The sequence below is a fragment of the Limosilactobacillus portuensis genome, from assembly GCF_028607025.1.
Taxonomy (GTDB): Bacteria; Bacillota; Bacilli; order Lactobacillales; family Lactobacillaceae; genus Limosilactobacillus; species Limosilactobacillus portuensis.
Genome location: NZ_CP117297.1, coordinates 1 through 17,689 on the forward strand (window position 1 = coordinate 1; position 17,689 = coordinate 17,689).

The window sequence follows — 17,689 nt, forward strand, 5'->3', positions numbered from 1 at the left end:
ATGACAAAATCAACAAATTTTAATTACTATGAAGCAGATAACGTATATGGAGCCTTATTTTTCCAGTTTCCTAAGGTATTAATGTATGGCGAGCAATATAAACATTTAAGCAGTGATGCTAAATTGGCTTATATGGTACTGAAAGACCGGCTCGAGTACTCTTTGCGCAACAACTGGGTTGATGAAGAAGGACACGTCTATTTTACTTTTACCAATCAAGAACTCGAAAATTTATTTAATTGCCATAATCAAAAAGTCGTCAAAATAAAAAAAGAACTCGAAACCTCTCATTTGCTGATGCAAAAACAACTGGGCTTTAACCCAAAGACTAAAAAGAATGAACCGAATCGCTTATATCTGTCCAAGCTCGATGTGAAAGCAACCGATGTCTATTTACGCGGTGAAGATAGCCCAAAAGTGTCTCAAACCCTTGCTACAAGCGGAAATGTGAAAATCACACTTCCGCAGGAGACCGCTCAAACCCTTGCTACAAGCGGAAATGTGAAAATCACACTTCCGCATAAGTCCGTTGACGAGACCGCTCAAACCCTTGCTACAAGCGGAAATGTGAAAATCACACACAATCTATATAAAGACTTTAAAAACATAGATACTAATAGATACGACATAGATACTCAAAAGTTGGACTTTTCCACAGCCAATTTTTCACCAGCTGAAATTGAAGCCCAAAATCGGGATTTAGTAAAACATGCTGATGAGTTTTTAACTGACGAAGATAATGGGTTGCCGGTCTTCTTAGAGCCAGAAACAGTGCAACTACTTAGCTTTTGGTGCCGTACCCCACAACAAATGCGGCGCTTTATTGGTATTATCTTAAACGCCAAATATGCTGTTGAAAAAGAACATAAGGATTTAGGCGTATGGATTCTATTAGATGACCCTGATTTAAAAAAAATGATGACCAAAACGTTAAGACGCTATTTTAATGCCCTAAGAAGCGATGAGAAACATATCAAGAATGTTGAGAACTACCTGTACGGCACTATGCAAAACCTATTTGATGTTTGGTGGAACCAACAAGCAGCTAGAGACTATGCGGCCAAGCACCCTAAAGAACAAAATATTGATAACGAGCGTTTTTGGAATTAAACGTCATATTAGCTCATTTAAGCCGTTTTAAGTGCTACATGCATAAATTATATTAAAATCGCTTAGAAGCAAAAATAGGCACCTTGAGTGGCTAAATTGGCGATGACTGAACTAAGGGAATGTGAAAGGAGCTTTTTAAATGACCAAATCCAGCAAAGAAGTCGAAACAATTGATCAATTGTTGGCTGACCCATGGACAGTCGATATTCAAGCCCTTTGGGAGCAAGCAGCCCATAATCCAGATCCTGATAAACGCAAGCTGTTTGACGCGTTACACACTTATGTTTTAGATAAACGCCAAGAAAGAATTATCAACGAAAAGCATTTTGTGAATTAACATGGTCAGGTCAAATAATCAGTGATTGAAATAAAAAGGAGGCACAAAATATGGCTAAGACACGAACATATATGGACAAGTATAAATTCACAGTTGCAGAAAACCAGCGGTTTGCCCGAGCAAATTTTACCAAGTTAGTGCATACTAATGCTCGCTTTGAAGGCGTAAATACCACTTTACCGCAAACACAAACCATTATGGACGGCATGAGTGTGGCGGGTGTTCCTGTTGAGGATATTTTGACAATTGTTAACTTAAAGCGTGGGTGGCAATATATCACTGCTCAAAATGCCCCTTTAACGTTAACCATGGAAAAACAAATCAATAAGATTGTGGCAGCGGAAGACGCCTTAGTACCAGGAGAATTACGGCAAGGGAAAGGGGGAGTTGATTTAGGCAGTGAAGACTTTTTTGAACCGCCTTTAATTAACGAAAAACAAGAACAATCCTTTTTACAAAAAATCTTGGCTGATCCACAAATGACGACCACTGATAAAGCATTGACTGTCATATATCATAATATGCGTCAACAAATTTTTTGGGACGGAAACAAGAGGACGGCAACTTTAAGTGCCAATAAAATTATGATTGACGGTGGTGCTGGCTTAATCAATGTCCCATTAGATAAGTGGGATCAATGGAACGAACTAATTGCCAATTATTATCGGACTAATGACATGACTAAAATTAAACAGTGGACATATGATAATGGTATTCAAGGATTACAAATTCGAGCAAACAAAAAATTAAGTGCTAATGAATTGAACCAGATGTACAAGCAACTAAAAAACGGATAAATTAGAACTTAAATTAGTTGAAGACGAGATTATTAAAAGAACCCAAAACCAGCTCAAAGACTTTGCTAAAAACAATCTATCGGAATGTTGATAACGAGCGCACTTGGGGTTAAAACGCCGTATAAGCTTATTTAAGACACTTTAAGCCAAATTGGCATAGATTATACTAGATTGTATTTTAAATTCGTCTCTGCACGTTTTAGAGGCCAAATATTAGATACTATTGAAAAAGGGTAACTAACATGTAGCTTTCGAAGACTTATACAATTGAAGTGGTACTCAAGAGGTAGTATGATGGTAGTAGTTAAGGGGGAGTGAGACGATCATGGCAGTTAAAGAAAAGAAACGGGTACAAGTTAAAATTGATAAAGACTTGGCTGATAATACGGAAGCAGTTTTAAACGAGTTGGGTCTAAATCCAACCACAGCGATTAACATGTTTTATAAGCGGATCGTAGCGGAAGCAGCGTTACCGTTTAAACCAGCTCTAAGCGAAGCGGAAAGAGCTAATTTACGCTTTTTAAAGGCGACCGAAGGGACGTCACCGAGTTAAAAGACGCTAAAGGAGTCAGCGATTGGCTCAATGATCCAGATGAAGACTAATGGCTTATCAGATTAAATAAATTAATAACTTGGGAGTGTGATTAACATGAAAGACACAATTACAATCAATGACTTTTTTGAAATCGCCAAAAAAATTGATTTGAAAGATTTACTTGATAAATCATTACATGAGCCAGATCCAGAAAAGCGTAAAGTATATGATGCTTTGTATACCTACTTTTTAGATAAAAGGCAAGATGAGGTTATTAAGCGAAAGGACTTTGTCCGTTGATAGATAAACCCCAATATATTATTGTTGCTGGTATTAACGGAGCAGGTAAGAGTACGCTGTACGATACATTTCCCATATTGTTTGATAAAACAATACGGATTAATGCTGATGAGATTTTACGACAAATGGGTGGCGATTGGCATAAAGACAGCGACAATTTAAAAGCCATGCGTGAAGAAATAAAGCAACTACACTATTCCTTAGATAACCGACAAAGTATTCATGTAGAAACGACACTTGCTGGAAGAGGTAAGGCTCAACTAAATTTGATTGATAAAGCGCATGAAAATGGCTTTGAAGTGACTTTATTGTATGTTGCCCTACGAGATGAAAATTTAGCTATTAAGAGAGTAGAGGATCGGGTACAAAAGGGTGGACATGGTGTGCCATCAGAAATAATCAAAAATGATTTGATCCATTTCCCTTGGATAAATCAAAATATTAATTGTTCAGAAAATGTGCAAAAACAGTTAAAAAATTTTGCAGATCATAACCCAGAAGTTAAGCTAAAAAATGATCCTGAAAACAAAAACGATCGGCCTAGTTATTAGGTTGATCGTTTTTGAATTTGTTCGGTTTATGGGCGTTAACGTAATTAGCAAATATTTTTAAAAGTTCTTCGGTTTGTTCGACTGATAAGTTATCAGCCTGAAAGTATTTTTCGAGTAAGGCTCCTTTTTGAATTAGTCGGCGAGAACGGGCTTTACGGGCTTGCCGATTTTCATAGTATTTAGATTGCCGTAATTTAAAATCTTCCCGCTCAATTTTTTGTTTTAAACGCGCTTGCTGCTCGACTAATTTTTCATATTGATTAGACATGGAATTTCCCCATCTCGTATGGCTAATGATCTACGGACTTTACCTTTAAAAATTCAGAAAATTGCTTAGCTAAAAGCTTAATCTGATCGTTAGACAAATTAGCATAATCTAAATTGGCTTGACTGATGATTTGTTTACCTAGCCGTTGTTCAATCTTATTTTTTTCGTCCTTAATTTTTTGATTAAGGGCTTTTAATTTAGCTTCTTGTTTTTCTAAGTTACTTTGAGACATAACGATCTCTCCAATCATATTAGAAATAATCACTGACACTATATCATAAGGGAAACGTTAAGTCAAAGTATAAAATTTGAAATAGCGAAGCGGAAGGCATACACTAAGTTAAAGTTAAGGGAATCAGAAGACCGAGTGAAACGAGGTCAATGCGCACTTACACCCCACTAAATACTTATGGGGTAAATCGTGCTAAAATCTTGTATCAGAAGTCGCCGTTGGCGACAACAAAATCAACCAATAGATCCAAAGAAAGACGGTGACTAGTATGGCAATTTTTCATATGAGTTTTAGTAATATTAGTGCTGGGAAAGGACGAAGTGCCATTGCCAGTGCCGCTTATCGAAGTGGTGAAAAATTATTTGATGATCAAGAAGGTCGCCACTATTTCTATGCTCGGTCAGTTATGCCAGAGAGTTTTATTTTAACTCCTAAAAATGCGCCAGCATGGGCAAGTGATCGAGAAAAATTATGGAACGAAGTAGAAAGAAAAGATCGGCGAGCAAATTCTCGGTATGCAAAAGAGTTTAACGTGGCTTTGCCAGTTGAACTAAGCGAAGATGAACAGAAAGAATTACTGACAAAATACGTGCAAGAGAATTTTGTTGATCAAGGCATGGTGGCTGATGTGGCAATTCATAGAGATCACCCAGACAATCCGCACGCACATGTGATGTTAACTAACCGACCATTTAACCCAGACGGGACATGGGGAATCAAGAGTAAAAAACAATATATTTTAGATGAGAATGGCAATAAAATGTATACCGGAACTAGCAAGTACCCTAAGAGTAGAAAGATACTGATGGTCGATTGGGATAAGAAAGAAAAAATAATTGAATGGCGTCATAATTGGGCAGTTAGCGTCAATCAGGTTTTAGAGCAAAAAAATATTCCGGATCGAATCAGTGAAAAATCCTTTGAAAATCAAGGAATAGATGAAATTCCAACTCAACATGAGGGAATCAATAGTAAGCGGCATGAAAGAAGAAAATTTAATCAACAAGTTAGCGCACAAAGAAGCGCCCAAGCTAAATATCATAATCTTGACGAAAAGATAAGAAATCATGAACATTTTGACGCGTTAACTGACGAGCTATCATTCTCTGAAAAACACACAATTAGTCATCTAAGTCAGCAATTGAAAGCCTATGTCGATTTAGAACATTTAGACGATAAACAGCGCATGCTATTTAATTGGAAAAACAGCTTATTAATTAAACACGCGGTTGGTGAAGATGTGACCAAGCAATTACTCACGATTGACCAGCAGACCACATCACTAGCACAAGCTAACCAGTTGTTAAATAAAGTGGTGGAACGAGTAACGAAACAGCTTTATCCGGAACTTAATTTTAAACAGACAACCGCAGCTGAACGACGGGAACTAATTAAAGAAACTAATAGTGAACAAACGATTTTTAAGGGTAGCGAATTGGCAGAACGGTTAGCGGATATTCGAAGTGACTTATTAACCCAGCAATTATTGACGTTTACCAAGCGGCCATATACCAGCTGGCAGTTAGTTAATCAGCAGGCCCAAACAATTGAGAAGCAATTAACCACGGTACTAGCCAAACATGGTCACCAGTTAGACGATTTGAGGCATACTGATCGGGGCATGCTAGCCGCTTATCAACCTAACGAACTCGAATTCATTTCGAAAGCGGTGAAAAATTTACGGGTCATGCGGGAAGTTAAAGCCGTAGTTCAAACCCAATACAACAGCATTCTAACGACTGCTTTTCCGGACAGTGACCTGGATAAGCTAGAGACGATTGATAAGGAGCAAATCTATACCGCTGTGGTTTACTATGACCCAGAATTAAAGCCATTAAGTGCCGATGATCTTAGGCAATTGCAACAGCAGCCACCGGTCGTCTTTACTAGTCAGCAACACCAAGCCGGTTTAAATTACCTGTTAGGTAAAATGGAATTAAAAGATATTCAGGATCATCGACTGCAACGGGTCTTAAAACATGATGGCACCCGGCAACTATTTATTGGCGAATGTGGCCAAGATCCTAAGTTGGATCACCAACAAATTGAAATGGTGCAAACCCGTTTGAAACAACAGACAATGCGCTTTGATCAATATAAGCAAGCTCAAGTTAAGGACTATCAGGCCATTAATTATTACCCAACTAGCCCGAAAAACTACCTGACTAATATTTTGGACGAAGCCTTAATGACCATTTTATATGCGAAAAATACGGACTATCTAAGAAAACAGCAACTACGCGGTTTAAAAGAGACCGAGTGGGCAATGACGAAAAAGCAGCGGCAACACCAAACCCGGAATCGGCATGAAGATGGGGGTATGCACTTGTAATTTAAATGTAAAATAAAAAAGCTATCAGCCCGAGCGCTTAATCAGTTATATCAAAGCTTGCAACAACAAGTTCAGCAAGCAAGGAACCCACAACAAAAATCAGAACTAAAAAATAAACTAAATGATATACACCATGAAATCAGTAAGCGAACACAAAAACAGCTGCAAGCATTTACTGAACAGAATCCGTCAATCAAACAACCCAAATCCGAACTGGATCAAAGTTTAAAGCGTTAGCCAGTTTTTAAAGGTCATGCTATAATATAAACAGAAAAGGAAGCCCCGCTAGAACAGGACTTCCCGCGCAAGCCGCTTCAAAGGCGGTGGCATTAGTTAACTAAACGATAATGTCGTCCCGTAACTCGCCAAAGTTATGATCGGGGCGGCTTTTTTATTTGTGGTGTTTGTCGATATAGCTGAGTAGCGCGATTAAAAACGTGCCAAACAGCAACATCAACGAGAGTGTCTGGAAGAAGCTCATTGACTGTGAAACCTTCCTGAAGATTATTCCATGTTCCCATGGGCCTCACCTCACAAGGGAAAAGACAGCCACCGCCCTTAAAACTTCTTGCTCAATCCATTATACAGGGAAATTAAAAATCAACCAAGAGCAATAAAACTGCTCTTGACAGCAAAGGAAAGCTACAACACTAGCAAGGTCAGCAAGCAAGGCTAATAGTACTGCTGCAATGGGAAATAACAAGTGTCCAGTAGGGCGGTCCAAGAGCGGGCACAAATCCTACCAGACAGTACGATTACAAAAGTAAAGAAGGTCATAAAATCAGCTACTAGAGGGAACTGTGGTAAAAGACGAATAAGATGGTTAAATGATGACTATAAAGTCAAGTCAGATAAACAGGTATTTGAGCATATAAATTGCTTTTGACATTTTACTTACTTATAATAAGTACAATAATAAATGACTAGTAAAAGGCGGGTAAAACAATGGATAAATTTAAAAATATTATTATTGGATTTGGTAAGGCGGGTAAGACATTAGCTAAGTACTTGGCGCAGCATGATGAGACCGTGCTTCTGATCGAACGGTCTAAACAAATGTACGGAGGAACTTGCATCAATGTTGGCTGCCTACCATCTAAAAATTTAATTTTTAATGGCCAACGTGGCGTGGACTTCACTACAGCAGTTAATAAGCGTGGTGAGATGACTAGACAGTTGCGAAACAAAAACTATCATATGGTGGCTGATGAGCCACTAGCAACGGTTTGGGATGGGTCAGCCCGTTTTATCGACAATTATGTTTTGGCAGTCGTAATGAGTGATGGAACGACTAAGAAGGTGAGAGGTGAACGTATCTTTATTAATACTGGAGCAGTTCCAAATTGGCCATCAATCCCAGGGTTAGAATTTAGTCAGCGGATTTTTACGTCTAAAGAAGCTATGGAATTGAAGAAACAACCGAAACGACTAGCAATTATTGGTGGCGGTTATATTGGCCTTGAATTTGCTGGAATGTTTAATTCCTTTGGTACGCATGTAACGATTTTCGACCAACATACCAGATTGTTAGAGCGCGAAGATCCTGATATTGCGACCGAGGTCGTAGCAGATCTGACTGACGCAGGGATCGAGATTAAACCGGCGACTCAACTAACTCAAGTAAAAGATAATGGTGAGAAGGTTACGTTATATTATCAACAAGGTGGTCAAACTAACACTGCGGAATTTGATGCGGTATTAGTTGCAGTCGGTCGGCGACCTAATATAAGTAGTTTAGGACTAGAAAATACTGATATTGCTTTAACCAATCGCGGTGCTATTCAGGTCGATGATCATTTAAGAACTACAGTACAAAACATTTGGGCTTTAGGTGACGTTAATGGTGGCCCTATGTTTACTTATGTCTCATTGGATGATTTTCGTATTATCATAGATCAATTGTTTGGTAAGGGGAATCGCTCAACGGCTGATCGATCGGTAATACCAACTGCTTCATTCCTAAATCCACCGCTGGCCAACGTTGGCTTAAATGAACGTCAGGCCAAGAGTGCAGGTTATAACTTTCAAACTTTCAAGCTATCAGTTAAGGCGATTCCAAAGGCCCGGGTCTTGGAGGATCAACGCGGGCTTTATAAGGTAATCGTTGATCAAAAAACACACCTTATTTTAGGGGCAACATTATATGCCGCTGAGGCTCATGAAACCACCAATCTAATTGCATTGGCAATGAAGGCCAAATTACCTTACGAAAGATTACGCGACATGATCTATACTCATCCAACAATGTCTGAAGCCTTGAATGATCTTTTTAAGACCCCGGTTGTGAAAAGCTAACTCCCTAGAAACACAAAGCCGACTAGTTAATCGAGGAAACAATCAAGAAATCACTGTTAAAATTATTACGCAATGTGATTAACAATGCCCTTAATCTAAAGGACCGGGTTTACCAGATCTTTGAGCATTGTGATCTACCTTTACACAATAACCACGATGAGCAAAAGATCCACTCTCCCACGCCGGTGCGAAAGAATAAGTCTGTTCACAAGACCAACGGCAGGCGCAAAGGCTAATACGATCTGGTTTGGTATTGTGCAAATGGAAAAAGTAAATAAACTGGACGTCTTTAAGTATTTTTAACCATTACTAACGGTTTACACGCAACGTAACACGCCAGATATTGAGGCTTATTTACCGGGGCCCAGAAATTCAGGCCATGTGTCGTGTTTAATAGAGAAACCAAAGCGGGCGACTAACGCAGAAAACTGCGTTGGTCGCCCGCTATTTTTGTTTGAACCCAGGGATCTGAGATACCATCAATGGTTAAGATTCAACCCGGTTCGTTGTGGAGTGCTTACGATCATTCAATCATGATCAAATAGTAAATCTACTTATAACTACTAAACCTAAGTTTAGCAATAACGTCACTAGTCCGATTAACATCATACCCATTGATGATTCATTACCTGTTTGAGGTAATTTACCTGTTTTTTCGTAGGTTTTACGGTCAAGTCCAAAATGTTGGTGTAAATTAAATTCCGCGAATTTATCATTTCACAAACTTAAGCTTACCGTCTTCTTCTGAGGTGGCATCTTTTTCAATCCTGTCATGACACTTTAGCTCAATGTTCAACTAAATTTAACATACTTTGGAAGGCTTTTCCAATTTACACAAAATTATTGACACTCTCAGAGCTTTCCCCAGCCACTAAAATTTAACTTGTAGCTGTGTTAATTTGATGGAGTTAACCTTCTCAGGATCTCTTTTTGAAAAAAGAAGCTAGCTGAGTGAATCCCAAGAACGAAACCATGGCTAACAAAATCGTCCCCAGCATCCTTTGCTTGGTATCTTTCTCGTCCCCAGTTTGAGGAAGGCGTTTTTCATTAGTTGGTTGGGTTACGGTAGAAGTCTGCCGTATCGCTTTTACAGGGCTAGGTTTTGTTGGCTCTGCTGGCTTGTTTGGTTCAGTTGGCTTATTTGGCTCCGCTGGCTTATCCGGCACCGTCTCTTTAGCAACCTTCACTACTTTGGCTAAATGCCACTCAGCACTTGGGACCTCGGGAGCTTGCGGTTTTTCACCCGGCTTCTCATGGTCAAATTCTGGTTTCGGTGCGGTTGGCGATTTAACAGTTTCCAATTTCGAAACCGTGAGCTGGTTGTATTCAACATTCGCAGTCGGCTTAACAGGTTGTGCCGGTGGATTACCAGGATCTTGCGGAACGGCAATCGATGAATTGATGTTAAACCAGTAAGAGGTGTTAAAGTCTGGCGTATTACCGCTGACATCAAATTCAATAGAGTCCCCGGTTAGCTTCATCGCCCCGGCCCCGTAGTACTTGTTTACCGGCCACTTGCCGTCGTTGACGCTTGGCACATCATCCCATCCAACGGTTTTCGACGCCGCAACCCAATTCTGGGCCCCGCCATGGGCTAAGATATATTTATTATTGGTAATGTCTGAATCAGAAGTGTAGAAGGTTTCGCCCGTCTGCTTGTTTACGTACCCATACATATCATCAGCATCAAACTTTGCACCTTCGGAAACCCTTTGGTTACTATTGACCGAGTAAACCCAGCCGTTCTCATTAAGGGTTACTGACGAACCAGGAATACCCACAAATTCATTATTACCAATGTTAACCCTTTCCAAGTGGTTCATCTGAATGGTTTCTTGCTGCCCACTATCGCTAATGTATGGAATGGTCGTGTAGTGGTTCAAGGATGCTAAGCTCAAAACGGCCTTCCCGTCTGAGGTATCAAACTTATTACCGTCGCTACCATAGAAGGCAATTGTCATCTTAACTCGTAAATGATTATTAGGGTCGGTGGAGTTGCTTCCCACCCAGATGGTTTCGGTTGGGTCGTGCATAATCTGAGCCATGACTTCATCTGTGCCGTCAGATGAGCTCTCCAGTTCATACTTATAAACGACATGATCAATCGGCTTCCCATTGTACGTCGCCCCGGTAAGGTTGTGGTAGGTGACGGTCACCGGCTGGCCCTTTTTTAAGACGATCCAAGTATTCTCGGCTTCTCCATGAGGATTGTTCTGCTGGTAAGCTGTTTTATTGCCACTGGCATCCTGCATGGCATCAAGAGCTGCTTTATCAAAACGGCTAATGACGTCTTTGCTATTAAGCTGATCCGATACTTCCTTCGTCATGTAGATATCGGCCCCTTCAATCGTCATCGTCGCATCCTTTTGCTGTTCAAAAACCAGGCCTTGCGCGGCCACTACTGCCCCGGCCCCTTGCGATTCCGCGGCTTGTTTTTGATATTCCTTAAAGGCCTTGTCCTCTTCATCCCACTTCTTTTTCTGATCAGCGTAGACGGCCATTTGCGCTTCATAGTTACTAAGTGCCTGCTGGTATTCAGTGATTGCCTTGTTGATCGCCTCTGTCATCGTGGCGTACTTGCTCAAAGCATCAGCACTACTATCAGCTTCGGATGAATCGTTCTGGTTAACAGTCATGCCCAGCTGCTGGGCTTCCTTAATAGCCTTCTCCAGTTCGGTTGGTAATTTAACCGTCGCGCTAGTTACCGTTTCTTCATTCCCATTACTGCTCGTAGTGGTTTGGGAAACATCGGTTAAATTACTATCGTTCTTAAAGTCAGCAAGGTTTTGAGCATTTCTTTCTTTGTAGCGCTGGTATTCCGCTTGCTCCTGATTGTACTTTGCTAACGCCTGTTCATATTCTTGCTTAGCAACCTGGTAGCTATTAACCGTATCGTTGTATTTCTTCAGTGAATTCTGGAAGGCTTGAACGGCTTGCTTATAATCACTGGTTGTCTTGTTAAGATTGTTAATTTGGTTAGCGTAGTCATTACCAGCCGCCTGAACATTGTCATACGTTTGGTCGGCGGTCTGGGTCGTCTTTACGCCGGCAGCATTGGCCTTATTAACTTCTGAATTAAGGGACGCCGCTTGATCATTGGTGGATAAATTGGTTTTGGGATCTAACGTTCCGGTCGTTGTCGTGGTGGTCGTTGTCCCCTGGCTATCCTTCGTGGTGGTTGTTGTGGTCGTCTTATCAATTAAGTTACCGTCACTTGCCTGATTACCGGCGACCCTGACATCATCCGTAGAAGCCGAAGACGACGCACTAGCCCCGCTGGTTTGAACACTGGCAGCGGGGCTAGTATTACTTTCCGAAGAGGTTGCGGCGTGGACTTGAGGCGAGCTCAATACAAAAGGAAACAGGGCAACCGACGCTACTCCAATGCTGAGCTTCCTAAGCGAGTAACGCGTAACCTGTTCCCGATACTTTTCCTCTTTTAAGCGATAATTCTTCTTCCCCATAATAATGTCTGCTCCTTTCTAAAAATCCGATTCTACATTGTCTAACTAATCAGCAACCGTAATACGTAATATATGATCAGTAGTGGAAAGGTTCTTGTTCTTTTTATCAGAATCAGTATTTGTTCAACTATATTTTATGATATTTTTTCATCAAGTTCTATCCAAAATAAGTTATTTTTAATTAAATTGGGTACACTCAAATTTAACAATTAATCCTATATGGTTTAATCAGGATCCACCGTATATTTGAAGAGGATTCTATGTATTTAGAGATAATTTATGTTACAATTTAAGTGTCTAAACTAAGTGTACCCTAAATGGATAATAAACATTATACTAGGAACATAGGGAAAAAACGAGATTCTATTGGGTATGGTAAGCGATTCTTGAATCTGTTAGAAAATGTCCAATTTGAGTGTCTAATCTATTACCAATAGCATAGGGTAAATTTTCGAGAGGAGAAGTAGTGATGAAAATTGGATATGCCAGGGTTAGTTCAACTGATCAGAATTTATCGCGTCAAATCAAATCACTTAAAAAAGCTAAGTGTGAAAAAGTATTCGAAGAAAAGCAATCGGGGAAATCAACCGAAAATCGACCAGAATTACAGGCCGCCATTGCGTATGTTCGGCAGGGTGATACATTAGTTATTTCGTCCTTGGATCGCTTGAGTCGTAACTATGATGATGCTAGTGATATCATCAAGCAGATCAGAGACAAACAAGTTAAAATGGAAGTCTTAGATGCGCCATTTCTGTCTATGCGAACCGGCGATTCAGATATGGATAAATTTATGTTTGACCTATTGACCAAGCTGCTAGCTTATATGGCCCAGACGGAGAGAAAGAAAATTCGCGAGCGTCAACGACAAGGAATTGAAATTGCCAAAGCCAATGGGAAATATCGGGGAACTCGTCCCGCCTATGCCGCAGACGCACCTAATCCACAAAAACGATTTATTTATCGTTGTATCGTTAATCAGTTAAAAAACAAAGCAGCTGGTGCTCCAATTAGCTATCGTGCGATTGCGGCTGAAACTGGTGTATCGGCGCAGACAGTGATTAATATTAAAAATAGGTTGGTATAGCTGTTAAATAAGTGCTATCCCTCACGATTAGATAGCATATGATCATAGGTTATATTGTTCCGCCACTTTCAGCTAATTTAAAGTACTAAAAAATAGCCCCTACTTAGCCACTTGGCTAAAGTAAGGGGTGTGTTTTGGCATTCTTAAGGTTCCATTTATCACATATGGTCCCTAAATTTAAAAGAGAGTCTTATTAGTAAAGGATAGAGTGTAATTTTTACAGATTACGTAGTAGTATACTTAAAAGGACAGTCTTCAATATGATCGTTAATTAGGCCTACCGCTTCAAGAAAGGAGTAGGTTGTTACCGGACTCATAAATTGAAAACCTATTTCTTTAAACTCTTTTGCTAGGTTTCGAGATAGTCTATTTTGGGTCGGTATGTCAGTAAACTGTTGAGGGTGGTTAATGATTGGCTGTGGAATTAAGGTTGTTAGTACTGTACACAATTGATGCCCTTCACGGTGCATTTTCGTCATTACACGGGCATTATTAATGGCGGCATCAATTTTTCGCTGATTACGAATGATTCCTCGGTTTTTCAGTAATTGCTTACGTTGATTACTGGTAAATTTTGCAACCCGCTCCACATTAAAGCCTGCAAAGGCTTGTCGAAAATTTTCTCGCTTATCCAAGACTAATTGCCAACTAAGTCCCGATTGAAAGGATTCTAGAACCATCATCTCATATAAGTAATGCTCGTTAAGGTTCAGCTTACCCCATTCATGGTCATGATACTTCGTAAGGAGTGGAGCATCATCGTTTTTCGGAAAGCAGCGTTTCATTTAATTCCTCCTAATAGTAATTTTGATCAATTAGAATTTGAACATAAAAAGGGCATCTGAAAAGATGCCCCATATTGTTGCTACTTTCTAAGAAGCAACCAAAAAAACTGATTAAGTACATTAACATTTCAGCAAAACAAATCAGTGCCTGTCGCGTGTGACAGGTGTTTTTGTTAGTCTTAGAGTTATTTGAAACTATTTTTATTTAGGGCAAAATCTAGAGCTATTGCAATTATAATTAAGCATCCTGCAGTAATCCAACCAAGTTTAATAGCTGTTACTAGTTCATGAGACCACATGTTTAAAAATACTGAACCTGTTGCTGTACCCATAGCAATAGCAACATTTTGAACCATTCGTTGGAGTGACCCAATAGTACCCTGTGAAGTGATATCAGTAGACTTCATAATTACAGATATGTTCGCCGGTTGGAAATAGCCACCACCCACACCATAAATAAACAAACAAATTGTAACTAAAATATATGGTAAAGATGTTTGATATAGACTCAAGAGTAGTAATGAACAAAGAATAATAGATAGTCCGACTTTAGAAAAGGAATTATCTTTCAAACCATTATTATGTGCACTAGATATTCTAGAAAATAAAACTAGACCTATAGGTGCACCTAGTACCAGTATACCCGTCAATCCTGAATTTAATTTAAAGACAGTTTCAAACAAATAAGGCGGCATAAGAAAGATTATGGCTGAAGCAAAGCCAAAGGCAATCGTTTCATATAGATATACCAGTAGCGATTTATTCTGAATAAGATTTATTACATTGACAACAGGAGTTTCTTTATTTCTTTCTACTTTAAACAAAATAATTGCAGCTATTAAACTAGCAATTATTAATGCTATCCCAATAATACTATGTGAGCTTAGCAATGACAATCCACTAATAAGCAGTATCACAAATAGTCCATTAGTAAGACTTCCAGGGTAATCAATGTGTTTAGCGTATTTATTCTCAGAGATATTTGTAATTAATTTGTGATTACAAATGAGTCCCAGAAGGACGAACGGAATGTTTAACCAGAATATTCCTCTCCAACTATTTAATGATAGTAGCAATCCACCTAATGAAGGACCAAGTACAGGACCGACACCAATCATAATTCCTAAAACTCCGATAGCAGAACTGGATTTTTCAGCTGAAACTAAGGTAGTAATTAAAGAGGCTGATGTTGCTTGTAATGCAGCTGCACCAATACCTTGGAAAATTCGAAACATAATTAGCATTTGAATATTAGCTGAAAGCCCGCAAAGTAATGAGCTAAGCCCAAAAATTATCAGTCCAATATACGAGAACGATAGTTTACCAAATTTATCACTAAGTAGTCCAAAAGGAAGAATAAAAACAGCAAGGCTAATAGTATAACCCGTAACTGCAATAGCAGCAATGTCTGCTGTAGTTTCAAAGTAAGATTTAAAAAATGGTAATGCAACATTGATAATCCCTGTATCTAATGTTGATAATAACATTCCTATGCCAGCAACTATAACGACTAAATCATCTTTAGTTCTTATATTCATAGCGTATTCTCCAGAAAGAATGAAAGTCTACCATCTTTTAATGTATCTGGGTCTGCTAATTTTAGATTTCGAACACCTATTCGAACTAACCGTTGTGCAAGTTGTCCTCCTATTCCACCAGTGCCTGCTATTCCAATTACAACATTTTTCAATTTTTCTTGTTTATTATGTTGTTCCTGTTTGGTGTCACCGAGCCAACCCAAACTACGATTTACCCTTTCCCAATACATCTCTTCGTTTGGGATTGCTGTGTATTTTAAGTGCTTTTTGTCGTGAATCATTATATTAATCCTCCTTGTTAGATTGTGCTAATTATGTTAATTTATATTCAATTAACAATCAATCGATTCAAGAAATATCGAATTAAAGAGGACAAAATGACTATTAAGATAAACTTTAGTAAATACTCTACTGTAACAGACGAGACACTAACTCAAAGATTTCAGTTTGTTTATTCACCACTGAATGAACTTCTTAGAAGTCTTCATGTCTTGATGAATCCTAGGCATCATGGGTTAGTTGTAGATTGGGCCTTAAAGACAATGGAACAATTAGATAAAGAGGATATTGATAATTTGTACTACTTTAGTCCTGTATATGAATTAGGTGTTCCTCCCACTGTACTTTGTAATTTTCAATACAATGCTAGTAATCTAAAGGATGAACTATCCATGCTTCGCGCTTTTCTTAGTAGGCAAAGTAATGTAAATGGACTAATTAATGAGTTATCCACCTTAAATCACGATAGAAGTAACACGTTCATTCCAAATTTAGCTAAAGGTCTTGAATGGCGGGATTTTTCTATTAACCGGAATTCATTACTTATAAAAGACCTTAGTGGCAACCCGCAAACTGTCATTAACCGTTTTTTTAAATTTATCGTTAAGTATAATGACAATGTTTTTTCTGCGGTTTGGGAAAAAAATAATATTAAAAAACTGTTATTTCAGGAAATCAAGATACGGGCGAACTCAATTAATATTCATGGTATTCGAAGTACTATAGATGAATTGCAAGTAGCCCGTATGCACTGGAAAAATGGTACTTTAATTATTAATAAGCCTTTTGAGAGAGAAATTGATCTTAAAGATACTGACACAATTATGCTCATACCAAGTTTTTTTACTTGGCCTCATCTATTCGTTGATACATTTAAAAATGGAGTGGTCATTACTTACGGACTACAAAAAAGAGCAGATCTAATTTATACACCAAAAGAACTATTATTAACTTTTAAGGCTCTTAGTGAACCAACCAGACTTCAGATCTTGAAAACCGTTTCGAAGTCACCTTGTACTACACAAGGACTGTCACAGCTTTTATCACTAGGTACCTCGACTGTATCCAGGCATTTACAAATATTAAAAGAAGCAAATTTACTAAGAACTACAAAACAAAAAAAGTTCGTTCTTTATCAAATAACAAATAGAATATTTGAGTTAATTCCTAATTTTTTAGATTTTATGAGAGATGATAACAAATGAGAGTTGTAAATAGTGCACTTACCTGTAATAAATGGTTGACTGTTAATGAACTGTCAAAAGTCTGCCATTTAAGCAGAGAAGAAGTAATAAGTCAACTTCAGTGTGATGAAACTATTATTTCATTACATTTTTACGGTAGATGGTATTACAAAAATAAAATGAGCTACAATGTAACGAAATTAGGTAATGCCAGTAATAACATGTTGGATAGTAGAAATACCATTAGTAATTTAGGAATTGCAAGAACCTGTTTACATCATCTTGGTGGAAAACTAGAGGTCACTATTTTTAGGTATGCTGAGCTTAAACATCTAATCTTTACTTCTGACAAAGTTAACTATTCTTTTACTGAAAAAGGGAAAAATATATTCAGTAAGTTTTGTAAAGTAAACCAAACCACTGTACCCTGTTGCTTAGATTTCTCGGAGCGAAATTTTCATTTTGGAGGAAGAATAGGAAATGATCTTCTAAATTACTTATTGGAAAACGATTTGTGTAAGTTAACCGAAAGTCGAAAAGTAGACCTTTGTAAAGAGCCATCTAGTATTGTTCAGTCGGTTTTTACCTAAGTTAC

General features: G+C 38.6%; 17 protein-coding genes and 4 pseudogenes. 13 read left to right on the top strand and 8 right to left on the bottom strand.

Going from position 1 to position 17,689, the window contains the following annotated elements; all coding sequences use genetic code 11:
• From PRK60_RS09680 to PRK60_RS09705, 6 genes and pseudogenes are all read left to right on the top strand, one after another.
• Positions 1–1,110 carry a replication initiator protein A gene (locus PRK60_RS09680; protein WP_273646476.1) on the top strand — a complete coding sequence of 370 codons (1,110 nt, stop codon included), beginning with the start codon at positions 1–3 and terminating at the stop codon, positions 1,108–1,110.
• A 139-nt stretch (positions 1,111–1,249) separates the two neighbouring features.
• Positions 1,250–1,447, top strand: coding sequence for a hypothetical protein (locus PRK60_RS09685; RefSeq protein ID WP_273646477.1), 198 nt, complete (start codon positions 1,250–1,252; stop codon positions 1,445–1,447).
• 50 nt (positions 1,448–1,497) lie between these two features.
• Positions 1,498–2,244: a Fic family protein gene (locus tag PRK60_RS09690; protein ID WP_273646478.1), complete on the top strand. Its 747-nt coding sequence runs from the start codon at positions 1,498–1,500 to the stop codon at positions 2,242–2,244.
• Between the two features lie 325 nt (positions 2,245–2,569).
• Positions 2,570–2,847: pseudogene (locus PRK60_RS09695) on the top strand (type II toxin-antitoxin system RelB/DinJ family antitoxin).
• Between the two features lie 46 nt (positions 2,848–2,893).
• Positions 2,894–3,079 carry a hypothetical protein gene (locus tag PRK60_RS09700; RefSeq protein ID WP_049174165.1) on the top strand — a complete coding sequence of 62 codons (186 nt, stop codon included), beginning with the start codon at positions 2,894–2,896 and terminating at the stop codon, positions 3,077–3,079.
• Positions 3,076–3,630 (top strand): zeta toxin family protein, encoded by a 555-nt coding sequence (locus PRK60_RS09705; RefSeq protein ID WP_273646479.1) that lies wholly within the window; start codon positions 3,076–3,078, stop codon positions 3,628–3,630. Before PRK60_RS09700 ends, PRK60_RS09705 begins: the two co-directional genes overlap by 4 nt.
• On the opposite strand, the gene PRK60_RS09710 is transcribed toward PRK60_RS09705, so the two are convergent.
• On the bottom strand, positions 3,620–3,898 hold the full coding sequence (locus PRK60_RS09710; RefSeq protein ID WP_003649842.1) for a hypothetical protein: 279 nt from the start codon (positions 3,896–3,898) through the stop codon (positions 3,620–3,622). The two genes, PRK60_RS09705 and PRK60_RS09710, sit on opposite strands and share 11 nt — an antisense overlap.
• A 22-nt stretch (positions 3,899–3,920) precedes the next feature.
• Entirely contained in the window at positions 3,921–4,148 is a 228-nt protein-coding gene (locus tag PRK60_RS09715) for a hypothetical protein (RefSeq protein WP_082232462.1), read from the bottom strand.
• A 250-nt stretch (positions 4,149–4,398) separates the two neighbouring features.
• Between PRK60_RS09715 and mobQ the strand changes: the two genes are divergently transcribed.
• Both mobQ and PRK60_RS10085 read left to right on the top strand, forming a co-directional pair.
• The gene (gene mobQ, locus PRK60_RS09720) at positions 4,399–6,462 is read left to right on the top strand and encodes a MobQ family relaxase (protein ID WP_273646480.1); all 2,064 of its coding nucleotides are present in this window, start codon (positions 4,399–4,401) and stop codon (positions 6,460–6,462) included.
• 12 nt (positions 6,463–6,474) lie between these two features.
• Positions 6,475–6,699: pseudogene (locus PRK60_RS10085) on the top strand (hypothetical protein); the annotation flags it as partial.
• A gap of 154 nt (positions 6,700–6,853) precedes the next feature.
• Here PRK60_RS10085 and PRK60_RS09725 read toward each other — a convergent pair.
• Positions 6,854–6,943 carry a putative holin-like toxin gene (locus PRK60_RS09725; RefSeq protein ID WP_316243100.1) on the bottom strand — a complete coding sequence of 30 codons (90 nt, stop codon included), beginning with the start codon at positions 6,941–6,943 and terminating at the stop codon, positions 6,854–6,856.
• 464 nt (positions 6,944–7,407) lie between these two features.
• On the opposite strand from PRK60_RS09725, the gene PRK60_RS09730 reads away from it, so the two are divergent.
• Both PRK60_RS09730 and PRK60_RS10130 read left to right on the top strand, forming a co-directional pair.
• Positions 7,408–8,757: an FAD-dependent oxidoreductase gene (locus PRK60_RS09730; protein ID WP_273646481.1), complete on the top strand. Its 1,350-nt coding sequence runs from the start codon at positions 7,408–7,410 to the stop codon at positions 8,755–8,757.
• Positions 8,758–8,831: 74 nt separating this feature from the next.
• Positions 8,832–8,993 (top strand): hypothetical protein, encoded by a 162-nt coding sequence (locus PRK60_RS10130; protein ID WP_392391059.1) that lies wholly within the window; start codon positions 8,832–8,834, stop codon positions 8,991–8,993.
• 301 nt (positions 8,994–9,294) lie between these two features.
• Here PRK60_RS10130 and PRK60_RS10135 read toward each other — a convergent pair.
• Together PRK60_RS10135 and PRK60_RS09740 are read right to left on the bottom strand one after the other, a co-directional pair.
• Positions 9,295–9,423: pseudogene (locus PRK60_RS10135) on the bottom strand (LPXTG cell wall anchor domain-containing protein); the annotation flags it as partial.
• Positions 9,424–9,674: 251 nt separating this feature from the next.
• Positions 9,675–12,221: a GbpC/Spa domain-containing protein gene (locus tag PRK60_RS09740; RefSeq protein ID WP_273646482.1), complete on the bottom strand. Its 2,547-nt coding sequence runs from the start codon at positions 12,219–12,221 to the stop codon at positions 9,675–9,677.
• Positions 12,222–12,690: 469 nt separating this feature from the next.
• On the opposite strand from PRK60_RS09740, the gene PRK60_RS09745 reads away from it, so the two are divergent.
• Entirely contained in the window at positions 12,691–13,308 is a 618-nt protein-coding gene (locus tag PRK60_RS09745; RefSeq protein WP_273646483.1) for a recombinase family protein, read from the top strand.
• 224 nt (positions 13,309–13,532) lie between these two features.
• On the opposite strand, the gene PRK60_RS09750 is transcribed toward PRK60_RS09745, so the two are convergent.
• The 3 genes and pseudogenes from PRK60_RS09750 to PRK60_RS09760 form a co-directional block, all read right to left on the bottom strand.
• Positions 13,533–14,093 (bottom strand): DNA-3-methyladenine glycosylase I, encoded by a 561-nt coding sequence (locus tag PRK60_RS09750; RefSeq protein ID WP_273646484.1) that lies wholly within the window; start codon positions 14,091–14,093, stop codon positions 13,533–13,535.
• Positions 14,094–14,278: 185 nt separating this feature from the next.
• The gene (locus tag PRK60_RS09755; protein WP_273646485.1) at positions 14,279–15,631 is read right to left on the bottom strand and encodes an MFS transporter; all 1,353 of its coding nucleotides are present in this window, start codon (positions 15,629–15,631) and stop codon (positions 14,279–14,281) included.
• A gap of 41 nt (positions 15,632–15,672) precedes the next feature.
• A pseudogene (locus PRK60_RS09760) lies at positions 15,673–15,912 on the bottom strand (ThiF family adenylyltransferase); the annotation flags it as partial.
• A 96-nt stretch (positions 15,913–16,008) separates the two neighbouring features.
• Here PRK60_RS09760 and PRK60_RS09765 point away from each other — a divergent pair.
• The gene (locus PRK60_RS09765; protein WP_273646486.1) at positions 16,009–17,115 is read left to right on the top strand and encodes an ArsR/SmtB family transcription factor; all 1,107 of its coding nucleotides are present in this window, start codon (positions 16,009–16,011) and stop codon (positions 17,113–17,115) included.
• Positions 17,112–17,684, top strand: a complete 573-nt coding sequence (locus PRK60_RS09770; RefSeq protein WP_273646487.1) for a hypothetical protein — start codon at positions 17,112–17,114, stop codon at positions 17,682–17,684. Before PRK60_RS09765 ends, PRK60_RS09770 begins: the two co-directional genes overlap by 4 nt.
• The last annotated feature ends 5 nt before the right edge of the window (positions 17,685–17,689 follow it).

Excerpts from the sequence above, each read along its gene's own strand:
- PRK60_RS09680 (WP_273646476.1), top strand. The coding sequence starts at position 1 with ATGACAAAATCAACAAATTTTAATTACTATGAAGCAGATAACGTATAT.
- PRK60_RS09685 (WP_273646477.1), top strand. The coding sequence starts at position 1,250 with ATGACCAAATCCAGCAAAGAAGTCGAAACAATTGATCAATTGTTGGCT.
- PRK60_RS09690 (WP_273646478.1), top strand. The coding sequence starts at position 1,498 with ATGGCTAAGACACGAACATATATGGACAAGTATAAATTCACAGTTGCA.
- PRK60_RS09700 (WP_049174165.1), top strand. The coding sequence starts at position 2,894 with ATGAAAGACACAATTACAATCAATGACTTTTTTGAAATCGCCAAAAAA.
- PRK60_RS09710 (WP_003649842.1), bottom strand. The coding sequence starts at position 3,898 with ATGTCTAATCAATATGAAAAATTAGTCGAGCAGCAAGCGCGTTTAAAA.
- PRK60_RS09715 (WP_082232462.1), bottom strand. The coding sequence starts at position 4,148 with ATGATTGGAGAGATCGTTATGTCTCAAAGTAACTTAGAAAAACAAGAA.
- mobQ (WP_273646480.1), top strand. The coding sequence starts at position 4,399 with ATGGCAATTTTTCATATGAGTTTTAGTAATATTAGTGCTGGGAAAGGA.
- PRK60_RS09725 (WP_316243100.1), bottom strand. The coding sequence starts at position 6,943 with ATGAGCTTCTTCCAGACACTCTCGTTGATGTTGCTGTTTGGCACGTTT.
- PRK60_RS09730 (WP_273646481.1), top strand. The coding sequence starts at position 7,408 with ATGGATAAATTTAAAAATATTATTATTGGATTTGGTAAGGCGGGTAAG.
- PRK60_RS09740 (WP_273646482.1), bottom strand. The coding sequence starts at position 12,221 with ATGGGGAAGAAGAATTATCGCTTAAAAGAGGAAAAGTATCGGGAACAG.
- PRK60_RS09745 (WP_273646483.1), top strand. The coding sequence starts at position 12,691 with ATGAAAATTGGATATGCCAGGGTTAGTTCAACTGATCAGAATTTATCG.
- PRK60_RS09750 (WP_273646484.1), bottom strand. The coding sequence starts at position 14,093 with ATGAAACGCTGCTTTCCGAAAAACGATGATGCTCCACTCCTTACGAAG.
- PRK60_RS09755 (WP_273646485.1), bottom strand. The coding sequence starts at position 15,631 with ATGAATATAAGAACTAAAGATGATTTAGTCGTTATAGTTGCTGGCATA.
- PRK60_RS09765 (WP_273646486.1), top strand. The coding sequence starts at position 16,009 with ATGACTATTAAGATAAACTTTAGTAAATACTCTACTGTAACAGACGAG.
- PRK60_RS09770 (WP_273646487.1), top strand. The coding sequence starts at position 17,112 with ATGAGAGTTGTAAATAGTGCACTTACCTGTAATAAATGGTTGACTGTT.